21 protein-coding genes are annotated in these 22,923 nt (G+C 71.9%); 11 read left to right on the plus strand and 10 right to left on the minus strand.

What is annotated here, in order from left to right; translation table 11 throughout:
* Window positions 1–35 precede the first annotated feature (35 nt).
* Entirely contained in the window at window positions 36–452 is a 417-nt protein-coding gene (locus QLQ12_RS23260; protein ID WP_282762435.1) for a DUF6463 family protein, read from the plus strand.
* Window positions 449–1,045: a DUF2867 domain-containing protein gene (locus QLQ12_RS23265; RefSeq protein WP_282762436.1), complete on the plus strand. Its 597-nt coding sequence runs from the start codon at window positions 449–451 to the stop codon at window positions 1,043–1,045. Before QLQ12_RS23260 ends, QLQ12_RS23265 begins: the two co-directional genes overlap by 4 nt.
* Window positions 1,046–1,057: 12 nt before the next feature.
* Here the strand turns inward: QLQ12_RS23265 and QLQ12_RS23270 are convergent, their stop codons facing one another.
* Entirely contained in the window at window positions 1,058–1,711 is a 654-nt protein-coding gene (locus QLQ12_RS23270; protein ID WP_282762437.1) for a DNA-binding domain-containing protein, read from the minus strand.
* A 427-nt stretch (window positions 1,712–2,138) separates the two neighbouring features.
* On the opposite strand from QLQ12_RS23270, the gene QLQ12_RS23275 reads away from it, so the two are divergent.
* The 3 genes from QLQ12_RS23275 (at window position 2,139) to QLQ12_RS23285 (ending at window position 6,721) form a co-directional block, all read left to right on the plus strand.
* On the plus strand, window positions 2,139–3,134 hold the full coding sequence (locus QLQ12_RS23275; protein ID WP_282762438.1) for a TolB family protein: 996 nt from the start codon (window positions 2,139–2,141) through the stop codon (window positions 3,132–3,134).
* A gap of 627 nt (window positions 3,135–3,761) precedes the next feature.
* Window positions 3,762–4,379 carry a tRNA (guanosine(46)-N7)-methyltransferase TrmB gene (gene trmB, locus QLQ12_RS23280; RefSeq protein WP_407651539.1) on the plus strand — a complete coding sequence of 206 codons (618 nt, stop codon included), beginning with the start codon at window positions 3,762–3,764 and terminating at the stop codon, window positions 4,377–4,379.
* 158 nt (window positions 4,380–4,537) lie between these two features.
* Complete coding sequence (locus QLQ12_RS23285) at window positions 4,538–6,721, plus strand: ATP-binding protein (protein ID WP_282762440.1); 2,184 nt, start codon at window positions 4,538–4,540, stop codon at window positions 6,719–6,721.
* Window positions 6,722–6,822: 101 nt separating this feature from the next.
* Here QLQ12_RS23285 and QLQ12_RS23290 read toward each other — a convergent pair whose 3' ends face one another.
* From QLQ12_RS23290 to QLQ12_RS23300, 3 genes are all read right to left on the minus strand, one after another.
* On the minus strand, window positions 6,823–7,407 hold the full coding sequence (locus QLQ12_RS23290; protein WP_282762441.1) for a hypothetical protein: 585 nt from the start codon (window positions 7,405–7,407) through the stop codon (window positions 6,823–6,825).
* A 59-nt stretch (window positions 7,408–7,466) separates the two neighbouring features.
* Window positions 7,467–9,263 carry a gamma-glutamyltransferase gene (gene ggt / locus QLQ12_RS23295; RefSeq protein ID WP_282762442.1) on the minus strand — a complete coding sequence of 599 codons (1,797 nt, stop codon included), beginning with the start codon at window positions 9,261–9,263 and terminating at the stop codon, window positions 7,467–7,469.
* A 114-nt stretch (window positions 9,264–9,377) separates the two neighbouring features.
* Window positions 9,378–10,898 (minus strand): alpha/beta hydrolase, encoded by a 1,521-nt coding sequence (locus tag QLQ12_RS23300; protein WP_282762443.1) that lies wholly within the window; start codon window positions 10,896–10,898, stop codon window positions 9,378–9,380.
* 106 nt (window positions 10,899–11,004) lie between these two features.
* Here QLQ12_RS23300 and QLQ12_RS23305 point away from each other — a divergent pair, with 106 nt between their 5' ends.
* Window positions 11,005–12,099, plus strand: a complete 1,095-nt coding sequence (locus tag QLQ12_RS23305; RefSeq protein WP_282762444.1) for a PQQ-dependent sugar dehydrogenase — start codon at window positions 11,005–11,007, stop codon at window positions 12,097–12,099.
* Window positions 12,100–12,103: 4 nt separating this feature from the next.
* Here the strand turns inward: QLQ12_RS23305 and QLQ12_RS23310 are convergent, their stop codons facing one another.
* From QLQ12_RS23310 to QLQ12_RS23325, 4 genes are all read right to left on the minus strand, one after another.
* Complete coding sequence (locus QLQ12_RS23310) at window positions 12,104–12,352, minus strand: hypothetical protein (protein WP_282762445.1); 249 nt, start codon at window positions 12,350–12,352, stop codon at window positions 12,104–12,106.
* 85 nt (window positions 12,353–12,437) lie between these two features.
* On the minus strand, window positions 12,438–12,698 hold the full coding sequence (locus QLQ12_RS23315) for a hypothetical protein (protein WP_282762446.1): 261 nt from the start codon (window positions 12,696–12,698) through the stop codon (window positions 12,438–12,440).
* Window positions 12,699–12,711: 13 nt separating this feature from the next.
* Window positions 12,712–14,340, minus strand: a complete 1,629-nt coding sequence (locus QLQ12_RS23320) for a sodium:solute symporter family protein (RefSeq protein ID WP_282762447.1) — start codon at window positions 14,338–14,340, stop codon at window positions 12,712–12,714.
* Between the two features lie 60 nt (window positions 14,341–14,400).
* Window positions 14,401–15,054 carry an HAD family hydrolase gene (locus QLQ12_RS23325; protein WP_282762448.1) on the minus strand — a complete coding sequence of 218 codons (654 nt, stop codon included), beginning with the start codon at window positions 15,052–15,054 and terminating at the stop codon, window positions 14,401–14,403.
* A gap of 239 nt (window positions 15,055–15,293) precedes the next feature.
* Between QLQ12_RS23325 and QLQ12_RS23330 the strand changes: the two genes are divergently transcribed.
* Window positions 15,294–16,610 carry a glycosyltransferase gene (locus QLQ12_RS23330; RefSeq protein ID WP_282762449.1) on the plus strand — a complete coding sequence of 439 codons (1,317 nt, stop codon included), beginning with the start codon at window positions 15,294–15,296 and terminating at the stop codon, window positions 16,608–16,610.
* Window positions 16,611–16,625: 15 nt separating this feature from the next.
* Here QLQ12_RS23330 and fgd read toward each other — a convergent pair whose 3' ends face one another.
* Complete coding sequence (fgd, locus tag QLQ12_RS23335) at window positions 16,626–17,624, minus strand: glucose-6-phosphate dehydrogenase (coenzyme-F420) (protein WP_282762450.1); 999 nt, start codon at window positions 17,622–17,624, stop codon at window positions 16,626–16,628.
* A gap of 118 nt (window positions 17,625–17,742) precedes the next feature.
* The gene (locus tag QLQ12_RS23340; protein WP_282762451.1) at window positions 17,743–19,572 is read right to left on the minus strand and encodes a sigma-70 family RNA polymerase sigma factor; all 1,830 of its coding nucleotides are present in this window, start codon (window positions 19,570–19,572) and stop codon (window positions 17,743–17,745) included.
* A 137-nt stretch (window positions 19,573–19,709) separates the two neighbouring features.
* Between QLQ12_RS23340 and QLQ12_RS23345 the strand changes: the two genes are divergently transcribed.
* The 4 genes from QLQ12_RS23345 to QLQ12_RS23360 all read left to right on the plus strand — a co-directional run bounded on the left by QLQ12_RS23345 (window position 19,710) and on the right by QLQ12_RS23360 (window position 22,816).
* Window positions 19,710–20,102, plus strand: coding sequence for an ATP-binding protein (locus QLQ12_RS23345; protein WP_282762452.1), 393 nt, complete (start codon window positions 19,710–19,712; stop codon window positions 20,100–20,102).
* Window positions 20,103–20,242: 140 nt separating this feature from the next.
* A complete protein-coding gene (locus QLQ12_RS23350) occupies window positions 20,243–21,385 on the plus strand; it encodes a PP2C family protein-serine/threonine phosphatase (RefSeq protein ID WP_282762453.1) in 1,143 nt (380 codons plus the stop codon).
* A 79-nt stretch (window positions 21,386–21,464) separates the two neighbouring features.
* Window positions 21,465–21,923 (plus strand): MarR family transcriptional regulator, encoded by a 459-nt coding sequence (locus QLQ12_RS23355; protein ID WP_282762454.1) that lies wholly within the window; start codon window positions 21,465–21,467, stop codon window positions 21,921–21,923.
* A 14-nt stretch (window positions 21,924–21,937) separates the two neighbouring features.
* The gene (locus tag QLQ12_RS23360) at window positions 21,938–22,816 is read left to right on the plus strand and encodes an LLM class flavin-dependent oxidoreductase (protein WP_282762455.1); all 879 of its coding nucleotides are present in this window, start codon (window positions 21,938–21,940) and stop codon (window positions 22,814–22,816) included.
* The last annotated feature ends 107 nt before the right edge of the window (window positions 22,817–22,923 follow it).

Below are 22,923 nucleotides of genomic sequence, written 5' to 3' on the forward strand. Positions count from 1 at the left end.
CGCGCCGCTCTCCCCGGCGCGGGCACGATCCAGGCATGACCAACGCCTCGACCCTGACTCGCTGGGTCCCCCGACTGATCATGGGGCTCGCCTGCGGGCACACACTCTTCGGGCTCTTCGTACTGCCCGCGTCCCTGGATCCGAACCCGCTCGCCGGGATCGTCGACGACGGCTTTGTCAACGCCATCGACGGGAACACGGACCGCGCGGTGACCTTCTGGTTCCTCGCCACCGGTGTCGTCTTGTTCAACGTCGGGCACCTCACCCACTGGGTGATCCGCCGGACCGGCCGCATCCCCGCCCTGGTGGGCTGGTGGACCCTCGGGTTCGCCGTGCCGTCGCTGGTGCTTCTGCCCACCTCCCCGTTCTGGCTGGCCCTGGCCCTCGGGATTCTCGCGCTCCTCGCCGCCCGCCGCGACGACCGGGCGACCGTCGCACTGGCGACGTCATGAGGATCCCGCAGACCGCGCACACCTCTAGGTCCTGGCGGATCCACGAGATCGCCCACGACTTCCGCCTGGAGGACGTGTGGGCGTTGCCGACACCGGGCGGCCCCGACGACTTCCCGCGGCTGGTACGGCAGACCGCCATGCGCGACAGGTCGACCACCCGGTCCCCGGCCGCCCGCGCACTCTTCGCGACCCGCTGGCGGCTCGGGACACTCCTCGGCTGGGACGGCCCGGACTCCGGAGTCGGCACCCGGGTGCCGACGCTGCGCGACCGGCTGCCGGCCGACCTGCGCGACGCGCCGGCCGGGCCGGGGTTCGAAGCCCTCTCCTTCACCCCGGTCTACCTGACCGACGACGAGTGGGCCGCGGAGTTGGCCAACCGGACCGTGCACGCGGTGCTGCACCTGAGTTGGGTCCCGGACGGTGCCGGCGGCCACCGCGGCCAGATGGCGGTGCTGGTGAAGCCGAACGGGCTCTTCGGGACGATCTACATGGCCGCGATCGCACCGTTCCGCCACCTCGTCGTGTACCCGGCGCTGATGCAGTCCATCGGACAACGCTGGCGGGACGACCCCGCGCGGCCGGACCAGACCTGACCGCCGACGGCGCTACTTCGATCTTGCGACTGTCGTCCGCGCTGGTGTCGGTTTGGGGTACGGCCGGCCGATCGGCAGCCGGTGCCGGTCGTCGACCACGATCAGGTCCACCGGGGTGTGATCCATCTGCACCTGCTGCAGGATCGCGGTCGCCGGCGGCGGCTCCCCACCGGCCTCCTGCAAAGCCCGCGCGGCGTCCGGGCCCTGCCGTGCGGTCGTGGTGGCCACCGGATCCAGCCGCGTCGCACGGCGAGTGAGGGTGCCCCGCGACGGCACCCGCAACCCCTGGGCGCGGCACCGGCGGACGACCTCGCGGTAGACCGCCGCCAGTGACCTGCGCTGCCGGGACACGTACTTACTACGCAGCACCTCGCGCATCACCGTCTCGACCGGCTCCGGCAGCAACTCGCGGCCCCGGCCGCCGCTGGACCGGCCCGAAATCAGATCGGATGCCAGACCGGAACCGGTCCGCCAGCGGGCCAGCATCGCGTACACCTGCCGTCGCGGCACCCCGAGTTCCGCCGCGGCCGAATCCGCGGCGGCGTGCCCGACCGTCCTCCCGGCGGCCAGCCGGCCGATCACCTCGGCTCTGCGCACCGCCAGGTTCCAGGCCTCCATGGGTGCGGTCAGCACACCCCGTTCGAGTAACGCTGGCTCATCGACCATGCCCAGACCCTCACTGCCGTGCACAGGAGTACGGAGCAAATCGACCGTAGTGCACACGAACCCAGGCCAGCGGAAGTTCACACTCCCGTGCACGGCACCCGGTCAACCCCGGGGCTTCGTACAGAGGACCGCGGAAACTGACACAAACCGGGTCGGCCGCTCAAACCGGGGTGGCACCTCAACCTGGGGCCGCCGGTCACACCGGGGCCGGCGGTTCGAGCGAATCGGGCGTTGAACCCGGTGATCCGCGTGTTTGACCGTCGGATTCGGGTGGGCTGAGCGCTTGCGGAACCGTTCGGGTGAAGTGACATACCCGGAACGGCAAGATTTTTCCGGGTTTCGGCGCGGTTACGGCTTAGGCATGGGTCGGTTGCGACGATGACTTCAGATGTAGGCGGTGGGCGGGAACAACGGGGGGCGTTCGGCCATGAGGATTTCCGGTCGGGTGGCGGGCAGCGTGGCATTGGCGGCGGCGGTAGGCCTGGGCGGTTCACTGGTCCCGCCGGCATCGGCGGAAGCGGCGGCGGCCGAGGCGGCGGCGCAGAGCCTGCCCAGCCTGGTGGCATATGTCCGGGGCGGTGACGTCTACGTCAGCAAGGGTGCCACGGAGCAGCGCCTGACCACCGGGGGCGGACATGCCCGGCCACGCTGGTCGCCGAACGGGCAGCAACTCGCGTTCCTGAAGAAGGGACAGCTCTGGGCCATGAAGGCGGACGGCACCGGGCAGCGCCAGCTCGCCACCCGGACCGCGGCCGGCCCGTCCTGGTCGCCCGACGGCAAGTGGATCGCCTTCGCGTCGATGTCCTGCACCGGCGGGCCCGGCGTGTACCGGATCGCGGCGACGACGGCCGGCGCCAAGCCGGAGGTGTTGTTCCCCTCCAGCTGCCGGGAGGAGGACCTGCCCGAGGAAGCGGCGACGGACAGCCCGGCCACCGGATCACTGAACGACCGGCTCCGCACCGATGATGCGGTGGCCTGGTCGCCCGACGGGACGCGGGTGGCGTTCCGGGGTGGCGACTGCGAGTCGACGTACGACGCCTGCCTGAGCATCGGGACGGTGGCGACCGGCGAGGAGAAGACGGTCGCGTCGTACGGTGGCGGCGGTTCGCAGAACAGCGGCTTCGCGGTGGTGCCGAGCTGGCGGTCGGACGGCGCGAAGCTGTCCTGGACCGCCTACCAGGAGGGCGAGACACCCGCCGAGACCAAGCCGGTCCACCTGGTGGAATACGACACCGTCAGCGGTACGAAGCGGACCGTCGGCGGCGCCCTCGACCGCGAACTCTCCTACGTCGACGCCGGACGCGCCGTGATCACCAGCCAGAACAAGGGTGGTTCCTGGCTGGCCGTCCTGGGCCTGGCGACCGGGACACGCACCCTGCTCCGCTCGGGTTCCCAGCCCAGCGTCCAGCCGCTCCCCCGCTGACCCCGGCCGGCCTGCCGCATCCCGGCCGCGCGCCGACCGAAGAGAACCGCGCCGAAGCAGCCGGCAATCCACGCGGAACGAACCTGCACTCCGAGCCGAAGAACCAGGCAGGACGGACCGGCACTCCCCCGGCCGGACAACCACGGGGAGTGCGTGGGCAACGAGGTGAACACGACAGCGACCCGCGGCCACCGACTTCTCGAGTGAGTTGATCTGCTGGCCGTACGAATCCGCGCTCGAACCGGACGTGAGACAGCGCTTTCGTACGGCCAGCAGGTCAACAACGGGCGAGAGAGTGGGAAGCACTCGAACCGGGGTGCCGCCTCGACGCATTCACCGACGGCGCTCCCGGCCTGCCAGCCGGTAGCCCCGGCCACCGTGCGCCCCGTGGACGGACACCCCCGACCACGCGGACCGGCCCGGAGCCCCGGCCGGAGGGACACCTGGGAACGGGGCGGTGCTTCGGGCGTACGTGCGAAGGGTGTGATGGAGACCGCTCGCGAAGGCGACGGTGCGGACCGGGATTTCGCCGCCGGGCCGGAGGGGTTCTATGGTTGGCGCGCCATGAGTGAGACCGGGACCGCCGAAGCCAGGCCGATTCGCACATTCCATCCGCGGCGTGGGCGGATGAGCAGCCGCCACGCCGACGCGCATGCCGCGTTGTGGCCGCGGCTGGGGTTGACCGTGACCGATGGCGATCGAACGCCGCTGGATCTGGCGGAGCTGTTCGGCGGGCCGGTGCCGGTGGTGCTGGAGATCGGTTTCGGGATGGGAGACGCCACCGCGGCGATGGCGGCGGCCGACCCGGGGCGGGGCTATCTCGGGGTCGAGGTGCACACGCCGGGGATCGGGAACCTGCTGGCCCTCGCCGGGGAGTTGGAGCTCGGCAACCTGCGGGTGGCCCGCGGTGACGCGATGGAGCTGGTGCACCGGATCGCGCCGGGCGCCCTCGACGCGGTGCACGTGTTCTTTCCGGACCCGTGGCCGAAGGCCCGGCATCACAAGCGGCGGCTGATCCGGCCGGGAAACGTCGCCCTGCTGCGGGAGAGACTGCGCCCGGGTGGGGTGCTGCACTGCGCCACCGACTGGCCGGAGTACGCGGTGGCCATGGCGGAGACCCTGGACGCCGACCCCGGGCTGCGGCCGCTTCCGGCCGCGCCGCACGGCCGGCCGGAGACGAAGTTCGAACGGCGCGGGTCCGCCGCGGGCCGGCCCATAACCGATTTGCGGTACGCGCGGAGCTGAGCCCATCTGCGGCACGCGCGGAGCTGAGCCGACCGGCGCCACTGCCCGGAGCTGACGCGCCGTGACAAGGTGCCGGCGGCCAATAACTGTCACCATGAGCCGATGATTTGCCGCTTTTAACCTATTAGCCCCTCTAGGCTGAAGCGTGGAGGTCGGCCATGCGGCGAGATGACCCCGGCGGTGCCGGGCAGTCCGGAAGGGCGCACGCGGCGGAAGCCGCAGCCCACGCGCGCGCGGCCGTGCCTCACGGGGGGACGGCCGTCGACGAGCATCCATTCTCGCCGGCGGCCGCCGACGGAGCATCGGCCGGTTTCTTCCCAGCGACGCTTTACCCGGGAGCGGAACTCCACCGCGGCGTCCTGACCAGCGGCTCCGCCGACCAACTGGCGGCGCTGACGGCACGGGCCGCGGGCGCGCCGAGCGCCTGCATCCGGTTCGTCGAGGGCGAACGGTTGCGGCTCTACGGTGGCTGGGGACCCTCCTCCGACGAGGACGAGGCGACCCACACCGGCCTCGACGACTCGCTGGGCGGCTTCGTGGTGCGCACCGGTGACGCGCTGACGGTCCGCGACGTGCGGCAGGACGAGCGGATACCGGAGGAGGCCCGGCGAGCGCGGAGCGGCGCCTACCTGGGCTATCCGGTGCACGACCGGATGGGCCTGGTGATCGGGGTGTGCTGCGCCTATGACCACCGGCCGCGGGAGTGGACGCCCGGGCAGGTCGCGGCGGTGGCCGAGGCCGCCGAGGTGGCGACCCTGCTGATCGGCGAGCAGATGGCCCGGTACGAACTGGAGCAGCAGCACCGGTTCCTCGACGCGGTGCTGGACAGCCTGCACGACGGGGTCTCGGCGTGCGACGCGGACGGCCGGGTGGTCTTCGTCAACGAGCGGATGCGCCGGCTCTGGGGCGACTCCCCGGTGGAGGACGTGACCGGGTTGGCCGACGCCTCGGGACAGCCGATGCGCCGCGATGAGCTGGGACTGTTCCGGGCGCTGCGCGGCGAGGCGGTGCGTGACGTCCCGATCGCGGCGCAGGGCCGCAGCCGGCGGACCCGGTTCTTCCTGATGGACGCGCAGCCGATCCACGGGCTCGACGGCCGGGTGGTCGGCGCGGTGCAGGCGGTGCAGGACGTGACCCGGCAGCGGCGGGCCGAACGGTTCCGGAGCTGCGAGCTGGCGGTGACCACGGCGCTGGCGGAGGCGCCGAGCATCGAGGCGGCCGGGCCGCGCGTGCTGGAGGCGGTGGTCGCGACCCTGGACTGGGTGCACGCCGAACTGTGGATGGTCGACGACGGCACGATCCGGGCGGTCGCACGGTGGAGCGCGCCGGGCTGGCCGACGGGGATTCCGGTGCCGGTGCGGCTGGCGTACGGGCAGGGTCTGGCCGGCCGGGCCTGGCAGGTGGACAAGCCGCTCTGGATCCGGGACGTGGGCCGGCCGCAGAGCCTGATCTCCCCGGACACCTCGGCGGACCGGCTGCACACCGCCCTGGCGATCCCGGTGCATGACGGGTCGGGGCCGATCGGGGTGCTGACAGTGTTCGCCGACGCGGTGGAGGACCCGGAGGACGAACTGGTCGCCCTGATGTCGGGGATCGCCGCCCATATCGGGCAGTGCGTGGAGCGGCTCCGGGTGGAGGACCTGCAGCGGCAGCTGACCAGGAGCAAGAACGAGTACCTGGCGCTGATCGGGCACGAGTTGCGCACCCCGCTGACCTCGATCAGCGCCTACACCGAGCTGTTACGGGAGGCGGACGAGGCGACCCTGGTGCGGGACGGGCCACGGTTGATCGCGGTGATCGAGCGGAACTCCTTTCAGCTCCGGGAGATCATCAACGAGTTGCTGGAACTGTCGGCGCTGGATGCCGGGCACGCGGACGTACGGCGTACCCCGATGGATCTCGCCGCCGTCGTCCGGGAGGTGGTGGACCGGGCGCGGGCCGCGATCGACGGCGCCCCGGTGGTGATCGACACCGATCTGCCGGGTGAGCTGATCGTGCCCGGCGACCGGGACCGGCTGCGGCACATCGTGGAGAACCTGCTGGGCAGCGCGGTCCGGTACAGCCCGGACGGCGGGCACGTGGGGGTGTCGTTGCGCAGCACCGGCAGGGCCGCGGAGCTCGCCGTCTCGGACGCCGCCGGTGATGTGCCGCGGGCCGAGCGGGAGCAGATGTTCACCGGCCATTTCCGGATCGCGCGAGCCAACGACCGGATGATCCCGGGCAGCGGTCTGGGCCTGACCCTGAGCCGCGCCGTGGTGGAGAAGCATCACGGCAGCATCGAACTGACCGGCGGGGACGCGGGCACCACGGTGCTGGTCCGGATTCCGCTCGAGGTTCACTGAGCCGCACCCGGGTGATCAGGACGCCGACCACCAGGGCCGCCCGTGGCGAGCCCGACGACGAGACCGGCCCACGCGACGACGACGGCCGCGATCAGCAGGGCTCAATCGGTGGGGCGGCCCCGTCGTTCGATGTCGCGATGCACCTCGGGGTCCCATCGGGAGGCGTCCCAGTCGTCACCGGTCACGATCGACCGGTGGCGGCCACCCAGGTCGGAGCGGCCGGTCTCGCGGCGGATCCGGGCGCGGGCGCCCACCACGCCGAAGATCAGCGCGACCCACCCGCCGAGACGCAGTCCCGCGCCGGCCAGGTCGGCGATCGGCAGGACGTAGCTCAGGGTGATCAACAGCAGGGTCACGAACAGCCCGCCGTAGCCGGCGGCGCCGGGACCGGTCGGCGACACCCGGTGCGCGCTGACGATCCACACGATCGTGGAGATCAGCAGGCCGATCACGCAGACCCACGTGACGAGGTTGACGACCAGGCTGGTGACCAGGAAGGAGGCCTGGGTGCCGGGCGCCATCGGATCGACCGCCCCGCTGCGCAGCGCGCTGACGCCGGCCACCACGAGCAGCGCCACGAGCACCGAGAGGGCCAGGAAGGCCACGCTGAAACGGATCACCCGGCGGGTGGCCAGGGAGAAGGTCTCCAGGTTGGCCTCGTGCGGCGGGTGACTTTCGAAGCTCATGGGTCCTCCCCGGTCGAAGAGGAACATGATGGCCGATCGACCGGGGAGTTCGCAGGTTGTCAGCGCGTGGGACGCACCACTGCGGCGACGCCCCCGCCGCGCCGGGACGGCTCGGACGCGGCGATGAACCCGCCACCGCGGGTGAACTCGATCGCGGTCGCCGCGCCGAGTTCGGCGACGTCGGCCGCGAACGTGTGGCCCAGCGGGGTGAGCTGCGGACCGTACCGCGCCCGGAACGCGGGCTCCGCCTGGATCCCGGCGCTGTTGCGCTGCGAGGCGCGCGGCGCGGCCATCGCCTCGGGCAGGGTCATGCCGAGGTCGACGCGGTTGAGCAGCACCTGGAGCACGGTGGTGATGATGGTCGCGCCGCCGGGCGAGCCGAGCGCCAGGAACGGCTTGCCGTCCTTCAGCACGATCGTCGGCGACATCGAGCTGCGCGGCCGCTTGCCCGGCCCGGGCAGGTTGGGGTCGGGCGCGGCGCCCTGGGTCGGCGCGAAGTTGAAGTCGGTCAGCTCGTTGTTGAGGATGAAGCCGCGACCCGGCACGACCATGGTGTTGCCGCCGGTCGCCTCGATGGTGAAGGTGTACTCGACGATGTTGCCCCACCGGTCGGCGACGGTCAGGTTGGTGGTGCTCTGCCCCTGCTCGACCTCGGCTCCGGCGGCGGCCGTGGCGCATCCCGCGCCGTTCAGGTCGCCCGGCGCCACCGGCTTCACCAGGGCTTTCGTGCGGTCGATCACGCAGGCGCGCTGCGCCGCCCAGCGATCGGAGATCAACTTCTTGAGGACCTTGGGATCGGTGTACGCCCCGACGTACCGATTCCGGTCGGCGAAGGCCAGCGCCGACGCCTCCAGGTAGTAATGCAGCTTGTCGGTGGTGGTCGCCGAGGTGGGCAGCCCCGCCTCGATGATGTTCAGCGCCTCGCCGACCGCGGTGCCGCCGCTGGACGGGGTGGACATGCCGTACACGGTCAGGCCGCGGTAGTCGGACCGGGTCGGCTCGGGGAACCGCAGCCGGTAGGCGGCCAGGTCGGCCTTGGTGAGCACGCCGGGCCGGATCGGGTACGCCCAGGCGCCGGCCGGGTCGTCGGCGAGCGGCGGATGCTGGATCGTCTCGACGATGTCGTCGGCGACGGCTCCGCGGTAGAAGACCCCGGGGCCTTTCTTGGCGATCAGCCGGTAGGTGGCCGCCAGGTCCGGGTTGCGCTGGATCGTGCCGACCGCCGGCGGCGCCCCGCCCGGCAGGTAGAGCGCCCGGCTCGACTCGAACTGGCCGAACGCCGCGGCGTTGTCGGCGACCTGCTGACGGAATGTGGCGTCGACTCCGAAGCCGCGCTCGGCGAGCCGCGCGGCGGGCAGCAGGGAGGCGGCCAGTGACCGGGTGCCCCACCGGTCGAGCGCCGCCTCCCAGGTGGCGACGGTGCCGGGCACGCCGGCGGAGAGGCCGCTGACCCGGGCTTCGGTGAAGTCGTACGGCAGCCCGTCCGCGGGATCGATGAAGTACCTGTCGGTGGCGGCCGCCGGCGCCGTCTCCCGCCCGTCGATGGTGGAGACGCGCCGGGTGCGGGCGTCGTAGTGGACGAAGAAACCGCCACCGCCGATGCCGGCCGAGAACGGCTCGGTGACACCGAGCGCGGCCGCGGCGGCGACGGCGGCGTCCACCGCGTTCCCGCCGCGTTTGAGCACTTCCAGGCCGATGGCGGTGGCGTCGGCGTCGACGGTGGCGACAGCGCCGCCGTAACCGGTGGCGGTCGGGCCGGGCGTGGCGTGCCGGCCGCCGGCCAGCGCGGGTGGGGACGTGACCACGAGTCCGAGGGTGGTCAGTGACAGCGCTGTCAGCGCGGGCAGGAGCCGCATCAGTCCTCCAGGTTGGACATTCTCGGTCGTCCATATCTGCCTACCGGCGCGCGGCCGGATGCGCAATGAAACCTTTCCCCGGAGCGAGCGCCGGCCCGCCCGGCGCCGCACGGATCAGCCGACGCCGAAGGGTTTCGGCTCGATCGCGGGGCAGGTCGCGCCCGCGGCCGGCAGAGCCAGGTCGGTGAGGTACCGGTCGACCGCCGCGCTCACACAGTCACTGTGGCTGTAGGCGACGTGCCCCCAGCCCTGATAGGTGAGCAGCCGGGCGGACGGGCCGAGTTGCCGGGCCACCTGCTGCGCCCACGGGTACGCGGTGGCCGGGTCGTAGCGGGCGTTGACCACGAGCACCGGCCCGGCCGCCCGCGCGATCGGGCGCTGCGGGTTGACCGGGGCCGCCGGCCGCCCGATGCAGCCGGAGACCGCTGTCAGCGCCAGCGGCGAGACCCGCATCTGCGGGGCCCGGGTCGCCAGGGCCCGCAGCCGGTCGCGGTATCCGGTGAAGCCGTTCACCGGCAGCGCCCAGTCCTGGCAGATGACCGCGGGAAAGCTGTGCGGGGTGAGGTCCTCCAGCCGCGGGACGGCCCGGCGGGCCAGCGGGGTGGGCGCCGGCTCGTACGCCTCCTTGAGGTAGTGGGCGAACGAGTACCACTGCGGGTCGTAGAAGGCACTGAACGCCGCCGAGATCAGGTCCCAGGCGCCGATCCGGCTCGGCGGGTCGTACGGATCGATCAGCTTCCCGGCGCCGGCCCGTTCCATCAGCGTCGACCAGATCTGCCGGACGTCACGCCCGCGCAGCACACACTTGGCGTCGCGGCCACACCAGGCGACGAACTGGTCGAACGCCGCCTGCACGGCCTCCGCGGTCTGGGACAGGAAGGCGTCCACCCCGGCACTGTGGTCCATCACGCTGTCCAGGACCAGGCCGCGCAGCCGATCCGGGTAGCGCTCGGCGTAGAGCTGGCCGATCAGGGTGCCGTAGGAGGCGCCGAAGAAGCTGATCCGCTCCTCGCCGAGAGCGAGCCGGACCGCCTCCATGTCGCGAACCACACTGATCGTGTCGGCGTACTCGTAGACCGGCCCGCTGCGGCCGGCGCAGTCCGCGGCCAGCCGCCGGTTGTAGTCCTCGGCCTGCCGGAACTCCGTCTCGGTGGCGAACAGCGGCGGCGGTTTTGCGTCGACCAGGTCCTGGCTGCAGAGGATCGGAGCGCTGCGGCCGACGCCACGGGGGTCGATGCCGACGACGTCGAAGCGGCGCAGCACCGCGGGCCCGAAGAATTCGTGATCGAGGGCGAGGTTCATCGCCGACACACCGGGACCGCCGGGGTTGACCATCAGCGTGCCGATCCGGGTGGCCGGGTCGGTGGCGGGACGGCGGGCCAGGTTCAGCTCGATCTGCGGGCCCAGCGGCACGGTCCAGTCGACCGGCACGAGCATCGCCCCGCACTGCACCTTCTCGTCCTCGGGACAGGGCTGCCAGTCGATCGGGCCGACGGCGCCGGCGTACCGGAGCGTCCGGGGCGGCACACCCAGGGCCCGGTCGGCACGGGCGGGCTGCGGCGCGTACCCGAGAAGGGTTGTGAGGGTGAGAATCGCGGCCGTGACCGACCGCCCTGAAGCTCCGAAGACCCGCACGGCACCATCTTGATCGACCCGGCCCGCCAATTCCGGCAAACGACAGCATTTAGCACGTATTGGGCACAGTTCGGCAGCTTGGGACGGATCGTGGCACGGTTGAGCGATGACCATCCGCCGTTTCGCCCTCGCCGCGGCCGGAGCGGCCGTGCTCACCGCCGGCTGTTCCGCCAACGGGGACGCGGCGCCTCCCACGGTCGCGCCCGTGCCCTCGGTCTCCACACCCCCGGCGGCCTCGGCCGCCACCGCGGCGCCTACCGGAACCCCCGACCTGGGCGCCCCGGAAACCGTCGCCACCGGCCTCACGGTCCCGTGGGGCCTCGCCTTCCAGCCCGACGGCAGCGCGCTGGTGGCCGAACGCAACAGCGCCCGCGTCCTGCGGGTCACGCGAGGGAGCGAGCCGCGCGAGGTGTACCGGGTGCCCGGTGTCGCGGCCGGCGGCGAGGGCGGCCTGCTCGGCCTGGCCGTGCGCGACGACTGGGTGTACGCCTACTTCACCGCGGCCGGCGACAACCGGATCGTCCGGTTCAAGCTCTCCGGCGGCAGCCCGGAAGTGATCTTCGACGGGATTCCGCGGGGGTCCAGGCACAACGGGGGGCGGATCGCGTTCGGCCCTGACGGCATGCTCTACGTGGGCACCGGGGACGCGAGCGAGAAACCACGGTCACAGGACCGGAACGATCCGGGCGGCAAGATCCTGCGGCTCACCCCGGACGGCGACCCGGCGCCGGGCAACCCGTGGCCGGGATCGCCGGTGTGGAGCCTCGGCCACCGCAACGTGCAGGGCCTGGCCTGGGACGCGCAGGGCCGGATGTACGGCATCGAGTTCGGGCAGGACCGGTGGGACGAGGTCAACCTGATCGAGGCGGGGAAGAACTACGGGTGGCCCGAGGTCGAAGGACGGGCCGGCAACGGGAAATACACCGACCCGATGGTGCAGTGGGGCACTGACGACGCCTCCCCGAGCGGGGCGGCCGTAGCCGGCGGCACCCTCTACGTCGCCGGCCTGAAAGGCGAACGACTGTGGACGGTGCCGCTCGGCGGGGGGACGGCCAGGGCGGAGTTCACCGGGAGATACGGGCGGCTCCGCACGGTCGCCGTGGCGCCGGACGGTTCGCTGTGGCTGACCACCTCGAACACCGACGGCCGCGGCGACACGCGCGACGGAGACGACCGGATTCTGCGCTTCCCGGCGCGCTGACGGCTCAGCCTCTCGTCGGCAGTTGAGGCAGCGCCGAGATGGCGGTCGCGTACTGCGACACCTGGCGTTTGTTGGGGACCACGCCATAGACCCGGAGCTGGTCGTGGATGGCCTGCTTGACCTGGTCCTCGGGCTTGCCGCGATGCGTCTGCATCACCTGGTTGACGACGTAGTCGACGCGGAGTTGGACCTGCCAGCCGATCGGCCGGCGACCGGACTCGGAGAGTCCGCTGATGGAGGAGAGAGGTTGCATGTCCCGGTAATCGTCGCCCGGAGGCCCGGCTTGATGAATCCTGGCTGGACAACCCGACCGCAACCAGGGCACACCCTCCCGGACATCAAACCTCCCGGTCCGCCTCCCCGGCGGGTTCCTCCCCCGGCTCCGGCGGCGGGTTCAACCGCAGCCAGAGCAGCATCAGCAGCCCCAGAGCGAGCATGCCGAGACCCATCCAGAGATTGATTCGTACGCCCTGCGCCTTCTCCAGTTCGGACGGGCCGTCGAAGACGCCGATCAGGGTGACGATCAGGCCGTAGACCACGAACAGGCCACCGATCACCCGCCGTACGTCGAACAGCCGCGCCAGTTTGCGTTCCGCCATGGATCCGGCCTCCTTACCAGACGGGGATGTACAGGGCGATGGCCAACGCCACGGCGATCACACCGAGCACCACCGGGTTGCGCCACCACACGTTGTCGGCGGCCAGGGCGTCGCCCGACCCGTACACCAGGCCACGCAGTTCGTCGTCGCTCTTGCCCGGAGTGAACGGCGTGATCAGCAGAGCCACCACCACCGCGGTCACGAAGGCGAGCCCGGCGCCCCAGAAGCTCTGCTCCAGGTCGGAGTTGAACTTCAGCACCTCGGTCAGGTGCAGGATGTAGAGCGCGAACGCGGCCAGGAAGCCCAGCAGCAGCGACCAGAAACCGGCCCAGGCGGACATCCGCTTCCAGAACATGCCGACGATGAACGTGGCGAACAGCGGGGCGTTGAACAGGGAGAACAAGGCCTGGATGTAGTTCATGATGTTGTCGAAACCGGCCGCGATGAACGCCGTACCGATACCGACCACGATGCCGGCGACCGTCGCGATCCGGCCCACCCGCAGGTAGTAGTCGTCGCTGCGGTCCTTGCGGACGTAGGTCTGCCAAATGTCGTAGGTGAAGACGGTGTTGAAGCCACTCACGTTCGCCGCCATACCGGCCATGAACGACGCCACCAGACCGGTCACCGCGACCCCCAGGACGCCGTTCGGCAGCAGGTCGCGCATCAGCAGCGGGATCGCATTGTTGTAGGTCGCCTCCCCGGTGCCCAGGCCCTGGACGGTGACCAGGGCGATCAGACCCGGGATCACGGTCACGGCGGGGATCATCAGCTTCGGGAAGGCGCCGATGATCGGGGTACGCCGGGCCGCGCTCATGTCCTTGGCGCTCAGTGCCCGCTGCACCTCGGCGAAGTTCGTCGTCCAGTAGCCGAACGACAACACGAAACCGAGCCCGAAGACGATGCCGATCCAACTCGCGCCCAGCGGGTTCTCGGTGCCGCCGGTGCCCGCCCAGGTGTGCAGTCCGGGATCACCGAGCGGAGTCTGGCGCACCTTCTCGAACAGGCCGTCGATGCCACCGACCTTGACCAGGCCGATGATGGTGATCGGCAACAGGCCGGCGATGATCACGAAGAACTGGAGCACCTCGTTGTAGATCGCCGAGGACAGCCCGCCCAGGGTGATGTAGGCCAGCACGATCGCGGCGCCAATCACGATCGACATCCAGAGCGGCCAGCCGAGCAGGGCCTGCAGGATCAGGGCCAGGGCGTACAGGTTGACGCCGGCGATCAGCACCTGCGCCACCGCGAAGCTCGCCGCGTTGAACAGGTGGGTGGGCCGGTTGAAACGCAGCCTCAGGAACTCGGGGACGCTGCGCACCTTGGAGCCGTAGTAGAACGGCATCATCACGATGCCGAGGAAGACCATGGCCGGCACCGCGCCGATCCAGTAGTAGTGCAGGGTCATCAGGCCGTACTGGGCGCCGTTCGCGGCCATGCCGACGATCTCCAGGGCGCCCAGGTTGGCCGAGATGAAGGCCAGACCGGTCACCCACGCGGGCATCGACCGGCCGGAGAGGAAGAAGTCGGCGCTGGATTTGATCGCCCGCCGGGCCGCGAACCCGACGCCCAGCACGGTGACGAAATAGATCGCCAGAATCAGATAGTCGACGAACCCCACGTCGAGCCGCAGTCCCGCCACGGGCCACCTCCATGAGTGTGGCCCGCGTCGTACCCCTAACGAATAACTTTCACACCAACCTCACAGGTTGGCGATCGCCTCCGGCGTGACGTCAGTGACTGCCTGCACCACCAGACGCGCCCCAGCCAGGGCGTCCTCGGCCGGCGGGTAGACACCGTGCGGGACGGCGATCACGGTGAGACCGGCCGCGGCCGCCGAACGCAGACCGTTGCTGGAGTCCTCGACCGCGGCACAGACCTCCGGGGTGAGGCCCAGCTTGGCGACCGCCGTCAGATAGACGTCGGGCGCGGGCTTGCCGCGTGGCACCTCCTCGGTGGAGAGGGTGACCTCGAAGGCGTCCGTCAGGCCCGCGGTCGCCAGCACCTGGTCGATCAGGATCCGCGCCGACGAACTGGCCAGAGCCAGGCGGTACCGGGCGCCGAGAGCACGGACCGTCTCCACCGACCCGGGGATCAACGGGAGGGCCGTCCGGTAACGGCCGGCCATCCGGCCGAGCACGTCCGCGGCGACCTCCTCAGCGGTCCGCGGCACGCCCACCTCATCGGCCAGGTGCGCCGACCACTCCGGCGTGCTCATGCCCATCATCCGGTCCTGGGAGTCGGGCCGGAACTCCCGGCCGAACTCGGCGACATAGCCCCGCCGGACCTCCTCCCACACCTCCTCGGTGTCGATGATGACGCCGTCCAGGTCGAACACGACCGCCTCGATGCTCACATCGATCACCCTACCCCGTTAATGTACGTTCGGTGACGGCCCCGCGACCCGCACGAGTGGTCGCGGCCGGTTCGGCCAGGGTTCGGTCCGCGCGAATGATCACCATCAACCGATAGGCCAGGGTGCAGGCCGGTTGCGGGCCGGTAGCTTCGGGCACAGCCACGCCGCCGAGCCGGGAGCCGTCCTAGATGTCAGTGCCGAGCCACCCCGGAGACCATCCGCCGTCACCGTCCGTGAGCGTGGTGATTCCGGTCCCCTCCGGTGAGCGGCTGTCGCCGCTGTTCGCCGGCCTGCCTCCGGTCCACGAGGTGATCGTGGTCGTCGCGCCGGGCGCGGAGGCCATGCCGGCCCTGCCGCGAGCCGCCCGGGTGATCCGGCAGACCCGGCACGGCGTCGGCAACGCGGTCGCCTGCGGAGTCGCCGCGGCGACCGGGGACGTGGTGGTCACACTGCCCGGCGACGGCTCCTGCGACCCGGCCGAACTCCCCCGCCTCACCGAGGCGCTCCGCACCGGCGCCGACGTCGCCGAGGGGGTCCGCTACCGCCCGGCCCCGCCCGAAACCGGCCCGTCGTCCGCGACCGGCGCGTTCCCTGATACCGACCGTTCGGAGCGCCGGGCGCGGTACGGCGACCTGATCCTGCTCTGGTTCATGAACGTCCTGTTCGGCTGCCGCCCCGCCGATCCCGGATCGGGGTTCCGGGCCTTCCGGCGAGACCGCGCCGACCGGCTCGGCTTGCCCAGGGTCGCCGGGACCTCGACGGCCCGCGGCGACGGCCGGGACGGCGAGCCACTGCTGATCGTGCGGTCCCGGGCTGCCGGGCTGCGCGTCGCCGAGGTGCCCGTCACCGCTCTCCCGGGCGCCGGCAGCAGTCCGCTGATGACCGGCATGCACGCGTTGACCAGGGAGTATCTGGCCCGCCGCCGGAACACCCGGGCCGCCGCGACGGACAGCATCGTGATCCTGACCGGCGGCGGGCCGGCAGCGGGCCTCCCCGAGCCCGGCTCCCCGCGCAGCGCGGGGAGTCACGTCGACGGGACGCTCGGCCGCACCCGGATCAACCTGCCGGGCGTCAACCCCGCCCGGACGACGCTGCCGGACCGGCACGCCGCCTATGAACAGGGCCCACGCCGGTGGCCCGCCCCGAACCAGGCGCTCGCCCTGAACCATGCGGGTTCCGGGGGCTTCGACCATCCGAACAGCCCCGGCCTCGGCTTCCCCGACCGCCGTGGCACGGAACGCCGCGGCCCGGACCGCCGCCGCACCGACTCCGCCTCTGATCGCTGGATCACCGGCTCCGGCCGCCCGGCGGTCCCCGGCGCGCAGGGCCGCCCGCCGGTCACCGGCGGGCGCGGCCAGGCCGTCCCCCACGGCCGCCAGGGCAACGACCGCCTGCTGGGTGGCGTGGTGAACCGGCGCCGCTGGCGGGACGACCACGGCGACGGCCGTCCGCGCTCGCAGGGCCGGCCCAACCTGCGTGTGATCAACGGCGAGGGCGGCGGCTCAGACGGCAGCCGCGGTCAGCTGCGCCCGGTCCCCCGCCCTGACCAGCCCTGAGCCCGGCGCGCGGGGTCAGGAGCGGGAACGCAACTGCGGCAGGATCTGCTCCGAGTAGAGGCGCAGGAAGCGCTCCTGGTCGGGGCCGGGCGCGTGGAAGACCAGGTGCTTGAAGCCCATGTCGAGGTATTCCGCGACCTTGGCGGCGTGCTCCTGCGGGTCGGAGGAGACGATCCACCGCGAGGCGGTGCGCTCCACCGGCAGGTCGTCGGCGAGGCGCTGCATCTCGATCGGGTCCTCGACGCCGGTCTTCTCCTCCGGGGAGAGCGCGAGCGCTCCCCAGTACCGAGTGTCGTTGCGGGCCTTGTCGAGGTCGTCGTCGAAGGACACCTTGACCTCGATCAGCAGGTCCAGGTCGTCGACCTTGCGGCCGGCCTTCTCGGCGCCCTCGGTCACGGCCGGCAGCAGCGTGTCGGTGTAGAGGGCGCTGCCCTTGCCGCTGGTCGTGATGAACCCGTCGGCGATCCGCCCGGCGAGCCGGGTCGCGGCCGGCCCGGAGGCACCGATGTAGATCGGCACGGGAGTGGACGGCTTGTCATAGATGGTGGCGTTCTCGGTCTTGTAGAACTGCCCCTCGTGCGTCACCCGGTCCTCGGCCCACAACTGCTTGATCAGCAGGACCGCCTCCTTGAGCCGGGCGAACCGCTCCTTGCCGTCGGGCCACTCGAGGCCGAGCGGCACCTCGTTCAGCGACTCACCGGAGCCGACCCCGAGGATCGCGCGCCCCGGCGCCAGGCAACCGAGCGTGGCGAACGCCTGCGCGACCACGGCCGGGTGGTAACGGAAGGTCGGCGTCAGCACGCTGGTGCCGATCAGCACCTTCTCGGTACGCGCCGCGAGCGCCCCCAGCCAGGGCAGGGCCGCCGGGGCGTGGCCGCCGTCGTGCCGCCACGGCTGCAGGTGGTCGCTGACGAAGACCGAGTCGAAGCCCACCTCCTCCGCCAGGATGCCGTACTTGAGCAGTTCAGCCGGCGCGAACTGCTCCGCCGACGCCTTGTACCCGAACCGAATCATGAACGAAGACTAACCCCGGGTGGTCCCGTTCTCCGGGGTTAGTCTTCGTGTCCCGAAGCACGGCAGTCTCCCCTGTGGACCCACGGCCGGGGTTCTGGCGCGCAGCGAAGCGGGGCGATCAGATACCGCGGTAGGCCTTGCCGGCTTCCGTGGGGCTGTCACCGTCGAGGTAGAGGCCGAAGTCCACGCTGTCGCCCACGGCGGGCAGCCCGAACCAGGCATACCGCTCGACGTACGAACGTTTCTCCAGCCCCGCGGCGGCCCCCTGGATGAACCGGACCTTCTGCGCGTCGTTCGGGTATCTCGGCGACCCACCGAAGTCGATCAAGCCGAACTCGGTGACCCAGACCGGTTTGCCGTAACGCTCGTGGACGGCGTCGACATAGCCGAGGAACTGGTTCACGGCGGCGGCGCTGAAGTCGGAGCCGTACCAGTGCAGGGCTATCGCGTCGACCCGCAGCCCTGCGCCGGCCGCGCCGGTCATGAAGCGGTCGAGCCAGCCGCCGGGGGTGTCCGCGCCGACGGCGACGGCCGGACTGACCAGCCTCATCCCGGTCGCCTGGAGGCGTGGCCAGGCGGCGAGCGCGGCTTCGACGGTCATGTTCGACTGCTCGGGCAGGTCCGGCTCGTTGAAGCCGAGCAGCACGTCGCCTTCGGCCGCGGCCCGCTTGAGGGTGGCGTCGGTGACGTCGGCGGCGCCCCAGATCATCGGCACGAACTCGACCCCGGCCGGGCCGGGCACCTCGTCGTCGCTGGGCGCCCAGTCGTAGTACCAGCCGGCGCCGACGTCCTTGAGCGCCGCCTCCGCGCCGGCGAACCTCCACACCCCGGCGCCCTTCTTCACCGAGACCGGGGCCGCGGACGGTTTCCGGGTGGCGGCTGGGTTCCGGGTGGCGGACGGCGACGCGGACCGGGAGGGCGAGGGCACGGCGGAGGCGGGCGCGGACGGCACCGCCGGGGGCGGGGAGACCGGCGGGGCTTGCGGTGCGACGACGGCGGCGGGCGCGATCGGCTCCGCCGGTTCCCGGTACGCCTGGACGGCCACCCCGGCCCCGGCGACCGCCGCCGCGGCGAGCACGCCGGCGAGCGCCTTCCACGTCAGGGGGACACCGGCCTTCGCCGCGAGTTTCGCCGGGACGGCCTGCGCTGCGGTGGTGGAAGGTGTGGCCGTACCGGAAAGGGTGTTGATGGTGGAAAGACCGAGATGCGGGGGAAGTGGCACCAGCGCCATGCCGGCGAGGAGCCGCTCGGCCGCGACGAGGTCCTGCCAGGCGGGCGCACAGTCCCGGCAGTCGCGGGTGTGCCTGGCGATGCGCTTGCGCCAGAGCGGTCCGGGACGCCCGTCCCACCCGGTGAGCACCCCGGCGAGGTCGGGGCAGTGTGGCGGGCGCAGCGCCCGGACCACCACGCGGGCCGTTTCGAGCTGACCCTTCATCCGCTGGACGCGGACCGCCGCGTGCTGGCGGCCGACACCGGTGGCCTCGACGATCTCGTCACGGGTGAGTTCGCCGGAGGCCTCCAGCCACCAGAGCGCGAGGAGTTCCCGATTGTCCTCGTCGAGCCAGCGGGTCGCCTCGGCGGTCTCCCGGCGCTGGCCGGAGAGTTCCAGGCGGGTGATCGCCAGATCGGTGAAGTCGGCGCCGGGATCGCGCAGGTCGGGGTCGAGGGGGACGGCCGGCGGCCGTCCGCGAAAGCGTTCCCGCACCTGGCGCACGGTGATCGCGACCAGCCAAGAGCGGAAGGCCGCGGGATCGCGGAGCTCGCCGAGGTTGCGCAGCACCCGCAGCATGACGTCCTGGACCACGTCGTCGACGTCGGCGTGACCCTCCAGTGCCCGGCCCACGATGGTGTAGACGAGCGGCAGGTATCCGGCCACCAGCCGGTCGACCGCCGCCGGGTCTCCGGCGCGGGCGGCCGCCACGGTCCCGGTGTCGGGTTGTCCCACCATCTCTCTCGCACTCCTCGCTGCCCGCCCGTCGGCGCGCCGTGAAGGGAGACGTGCGCGGCCCACCTGGATAACACGAAACGGGGAGCGGATCACCCGCCCACGGTTAGCCGGCCGGTGGATCGGGCACAGAAAGCGGCATGCGCATGTCGGTTCGGCTCAACCTTCCCCGCGAGGTGGACAGCGTTCCCGCCGTGCGCAGGCTGTTGCGTTGCGCTCTGACGACCCTGCGGGTGGACCGTCAGGCCGGCGCCGATCTGGAGATCGCCCTTACCGAGGCGTGCGCCAACGTGGTCACGCACGCCACTGGGGTGGAGAACTTCGAGGTTCGGCTGGACGTCGGCGAGGACCACTGCGCCATCGACGTGGTGGACCACGGCGCCGGCTTCGACCTGGACAACGAGACCATCCCGGAGCCCACTAGCGAGCGTGGGCGCGGGCTGCTCCTGATCAGGGCGCTGGGCGAGAACGTGCGCATGCACTCCAGCCCGCGCAGTGGCAGCCTGATCCACTTCGAGAAGTCCTTCGCCTGAGGCCGTCGCGCGGTCGCCCGTGCGGGTGGGCCCGGCGCCACTTACTTGCCGTATTACAAATGATCGGTCGCGGCCATTCTGCTGGCCGTGCCGCCCTGTCGTCGTCGCCCGGTTCACGTCGCCGGTGAGAGGAGTCCGGAATGTCTGACCAACCGGCGTCTCTCGGCTCGCTGCTGCGGGCCGCGCCTCCCGACCGGCTGCCCGAGGTCGCCGCCGAACACCTGCGCGGGCAGTACTCCGCCGGCACGGTCGAGGTGCTGGTGCCCGACCTGACCGGCACTCGTCTCCGCCCGCTGCTGGGATCGGACGAGCCGTCCGCCGAGGCGTCCGCCATGCGCTGCTTCGGCAGCCAGCGGCCCGGCGCCGATCACTCCCCGGCCGGCCCGGTCCGGCTGCACCTGCCGCTGAACTGCTGGGGCGAGCGGGTCGGCGTGCTCCGCGTGGAGCTGCCCGAGCCGCCCGGCGACGACCTCACCGAACGGCTCGCCGCCGACAGCGACGACCTCGCCACCGCGCTGCGCGCGGCCGGGACGGCCACCGACCGCTATCGGCGGGCCCAGCGCCGCTCCCGGATGACCATGGCGGCCGAACTGCAGTGGGACCTGCTGCCGGGCCGGTCGCTCGGTGACGACCGGTTCCTGGTCGCGGGGCAGTTGGAGCCGGCGTACGACGTCCGCGGCGACCACTTCGACTGGGCGCTCAGCGGCGACCTGCTGACCGTGACCGTGCTCAACGGCCACGGCGACGGCACGGAGTCCGCCCTGCTGACCTCACTGGCCGTCAACGCCATGCGCAACGCCCGCCGCTGTGGCGCGGACATCGTCGAGCAGGCCGAACTCGCCTCCGACGCGATCCACTCCCGGTACGGCGGCGCCGCGCACACCGCCACGCTGCTCCTGGAGATCGACCTGGTGGGCGGAGGCGTGGCCGCGGTCGACGCCGGTTCGCCGCACTGCCTCATCGCCCGTGCCGGCGGCGTCGAGCCAGTGCCCCTGGAACAGCAGCTGCCGCTCGGCATGTTCGGGGAGGCGCACTACGAGAAACAGCGGTTCCGGCTCGAACCCGGCGACCGGATGCTGGTCGTCAGTGACGGCGTGCATGCGGCCGCTCCCGGCGGGCTCCCCAGTTTCGGCGAATCCGCCCTGGTCAGCGCGCTGCGCCGGACACGGTTGCAGCCCGCCACCGAGGCGGTCGGTACCGTGATGCGAAGCCTGCACGAGTACCACCGCGGGGCCGATCCCGAAGACGACGCGGTCATGGTCTGCCTGGACTGGCGCCGTTGACCATGTTTGCGGGGGCGTGCGGCGGGGTAACCGTGTAGGTTCACGGGTCCGCCGAGTTCTGCGACGACGGGGAAACGAGATGGATCGTGCCACCGAGATCGCCGCGGCTGTCGAGTCGGCGGTGGAGTCGCTGGTGGCTGTCGTCGAGCAGGCCCGGCTGGCCCAGCAGCCCACGGTCCCGCCCGCTCAGCTTCGGGTCCTGGCCATCATCGCGAGCAACCGGCACACCAACATGAGCCGGCTGGCCGAGGCGCTGGACGTGGTGCCGTCGTCGGCCAGCCGCCTCTGCGACCGGCTGGAGGCGACCGGTCTGCTGCGCCGGGTCGCCGACCCCCGCGACCGCCGTGAGGTGCGGCTGGTGCTCACCTCGGCGGCCCGCCGGCTCCTCACCGACCTGCGCGAACGCCGCCGGGCCGCGCTCGCCGAGGTGCTGGAGCGGATGCCGCCCGCCGCCCGGCAGGATCTGCTCCGCGCGCTGCAGGCGTTCGAGGCCGCCGCCGCGGATCCGCCGTCCGAGGTCGACCGGCAGACCGCCTGACGTAGGCTTCGCCGGTGCGTATCGGCGTCGTGATCCTCCCCGACCAACCCTGGGCAACCGCGAGCCGGCGCTGGAGACTCGCCGAGGAGTACGGCTTCGACCACGCCTGGACGTACGACCACCTGGGCTGGCGCGACCTCGTGACCGGCCCGTGGTTCGACGCGGTGCCGACCCTGACCGCGGCCGCCATGGTCACCTCGCGGATCCGCCTCGGGACGTATGTCGCCTCGCCGAACTTCCGGCATCCGGTGCACTTCGCCAGGGAGACGACCGCACTCGACGACATCTCCGGCGGGCGGCTCATGCTCGGCCTCGGCGCCGGCGGCACCGGATTCGACTCAGCTGTCCTCGGCGTCGCGGAACTCACCCCGCGCGCCCGGGTGGACCGGTTCGCCGAGTTCCTGGAACTGTTCGACACCATCCTGCGCAAGCCCGAGACCACCTGGTCCGGCGCCTGGTTCTCGGCGGTCGACGCCCGCAGCACCCCCGGCGCCGTGCAGCAGCCACGGCCGCCGTTCGTGGTCGCCGCCAACGGTCCCCGGACGCTGCGGCTCGCCGTGGGGTACGGCGACGGCTGGGTCACCACCGGGCCGCAGGCGGACAGCCCCGAACAGTGGTGGCGGGAGGTGGCCGTGATCCGGGACCGCTTCGTGGCGACGCTGGAAGCCGCCGGGCGCCCACTGGACACGATCGACCGATACCTGAATCTGGACTCGTCGCCGATCTACTCGATGAGCAGCGTGGATGCCTTCACCGACGCGGTCGGCCGGGCCCGCGAACTCGGATTCACTGATGTGATCACGCACTGGCCGCGGGAATCGAGCTGGTACGCGGGCGACGAGAAGGTGCTGGACGCGGTGGCGGCCGAGCTGCCCCGCCTGCGTCGCGACTGAGCCCGAAAAGCAATTCCGGCGGCCGTGATCGGGGGCGATTTCTCCCGTGACCCACCGGCCGTCCGTTTACCACCCGTTATCGCCGGTACGGGTGCAGCACGGGACGC

This window comes from Actinoplanes sandaracinus, from assembly GCF_030009775.1.
GTDB classification, from domain to species: domain Bacteria; phylum Actinomycetota; class Actinomycetes; order Mycobacteriales; family Micromonosporaceae; genus Actinoplanes; species Actinoplanes sandaracinus.

Bases quoted from the DNA above. Each gene is read 5' to 3' on its own strand.
- QLQ12_RS23260 (WP_282762435.1), top strand. From the start codon at position 36: ATGACCAACGCCTCGACCCTGACTCGCTGGGTCCCCCGACTGATCATG.
- QLQ12_RS23265 (WP_282762436.1), top strand. From the start codon at position 449: ATGAGGATCCCGCAGACCGCGCACACCTCTAGGTCCTGGCGGATCCAC.
- QLQ12_RS23270 (WP_282762437.1), bottom strand. From the start codon at position 1,711: ATGGTCGATGAGCCAGCGTTACTCGAACGGGGTGTGCTGACCGCACCC.
- QLQ12_RS23275 (WP_282762438.1), top strand. From the start codon at position 2,139: ATGAGGATTTCCGGTCGGGTGGCGGGCAGCGTGGCATTGGCGGCGGCG.
- trmB (WP_407651539.1), top strand. From the start codon at position 3,762: ATGAGCAGCCGCCACGCCGACGCGCATGCCGCGTTGTGGCCGCGGCTG.
- QLQ12_RS23285 (WP_282762440.1), top strand. From the start codon at position 4,538: ATGCGGCGAGATGACCCCGGCGGTGCCGGGCAGTCCGGAAGGGCGCAC.
- QLQ12_RS23290 (WP_282762441.1), bottom strand. From the start codon at position 7,407: ATGAGCTTCGAAAGTCACCCGCCGCACGAGGCCAACCTGGAGACCTTC.
- ggt (WP_282762442.1), bottom strand. From the start codon at position 9,263: ATGCGGCTCCTGCCCGCGCTGACAGCGCTGTCACTGACCACCCTCGGA.
- QLQ12_RS23305 (WP_282762444.1), top strand. From the start codon at position 11,005: ATGACCATCCGCCGTTTCGCCCTCGCCGCGGCCGGAGCGGCCGTGCTC.
- QLQ12_RS23310 (WP_282762445.1), bottom strand. From the start codon at position 12,352: ATGCAACCTCTCTCCTCCATCAGCGGACTCTCCGAGTCCGGTCGCCGG.
- QLQ12_RS23315 (WP_282762446.1), bottom strand. From the start codon at position 12,698: ATGGCGGAACGCAAACTGGCGCGGCTGTTCGACGTACGGCGGGTGATC.
- fgd (WP_282762450.1), bottom strand. From the start codon at position 17,624: ATGATTCGGTTCGGGTACAAGGCGTCGGCGGAGCAGTTCGCGCCGGCT.
- QLQ12_RS23340 (WP_282762451.1), bottom strand. From the start codon at position 19,572: ATGGTGGGACAACCCGACACCGGGACCGTGGCGGCCGCCCGCGCCGGA.
- QLQ12_RS23345 (WP_282762452.1), top strand. From the start codon at position 19,710: ATGCGCATGTCGGTTCGGCTCAACCTTCCCCGCGAGGTGGACAGCGTT.
- QLQ12_RS23350 (WP_282762453.1), top strand. From the start codon at position 20,243: ATGTCTGACCAACCGGCGTCTCTCGGCTCGCTGCTGCGGGCCGCGCCT.
- QLQ12_RS23355 (WP_282762454.1), top strand. From the start codon at position 21,465: ATGGATCGTGCCACCGAGATCGCCGCGGCTGTCGAGTCGGCGGTGGAG.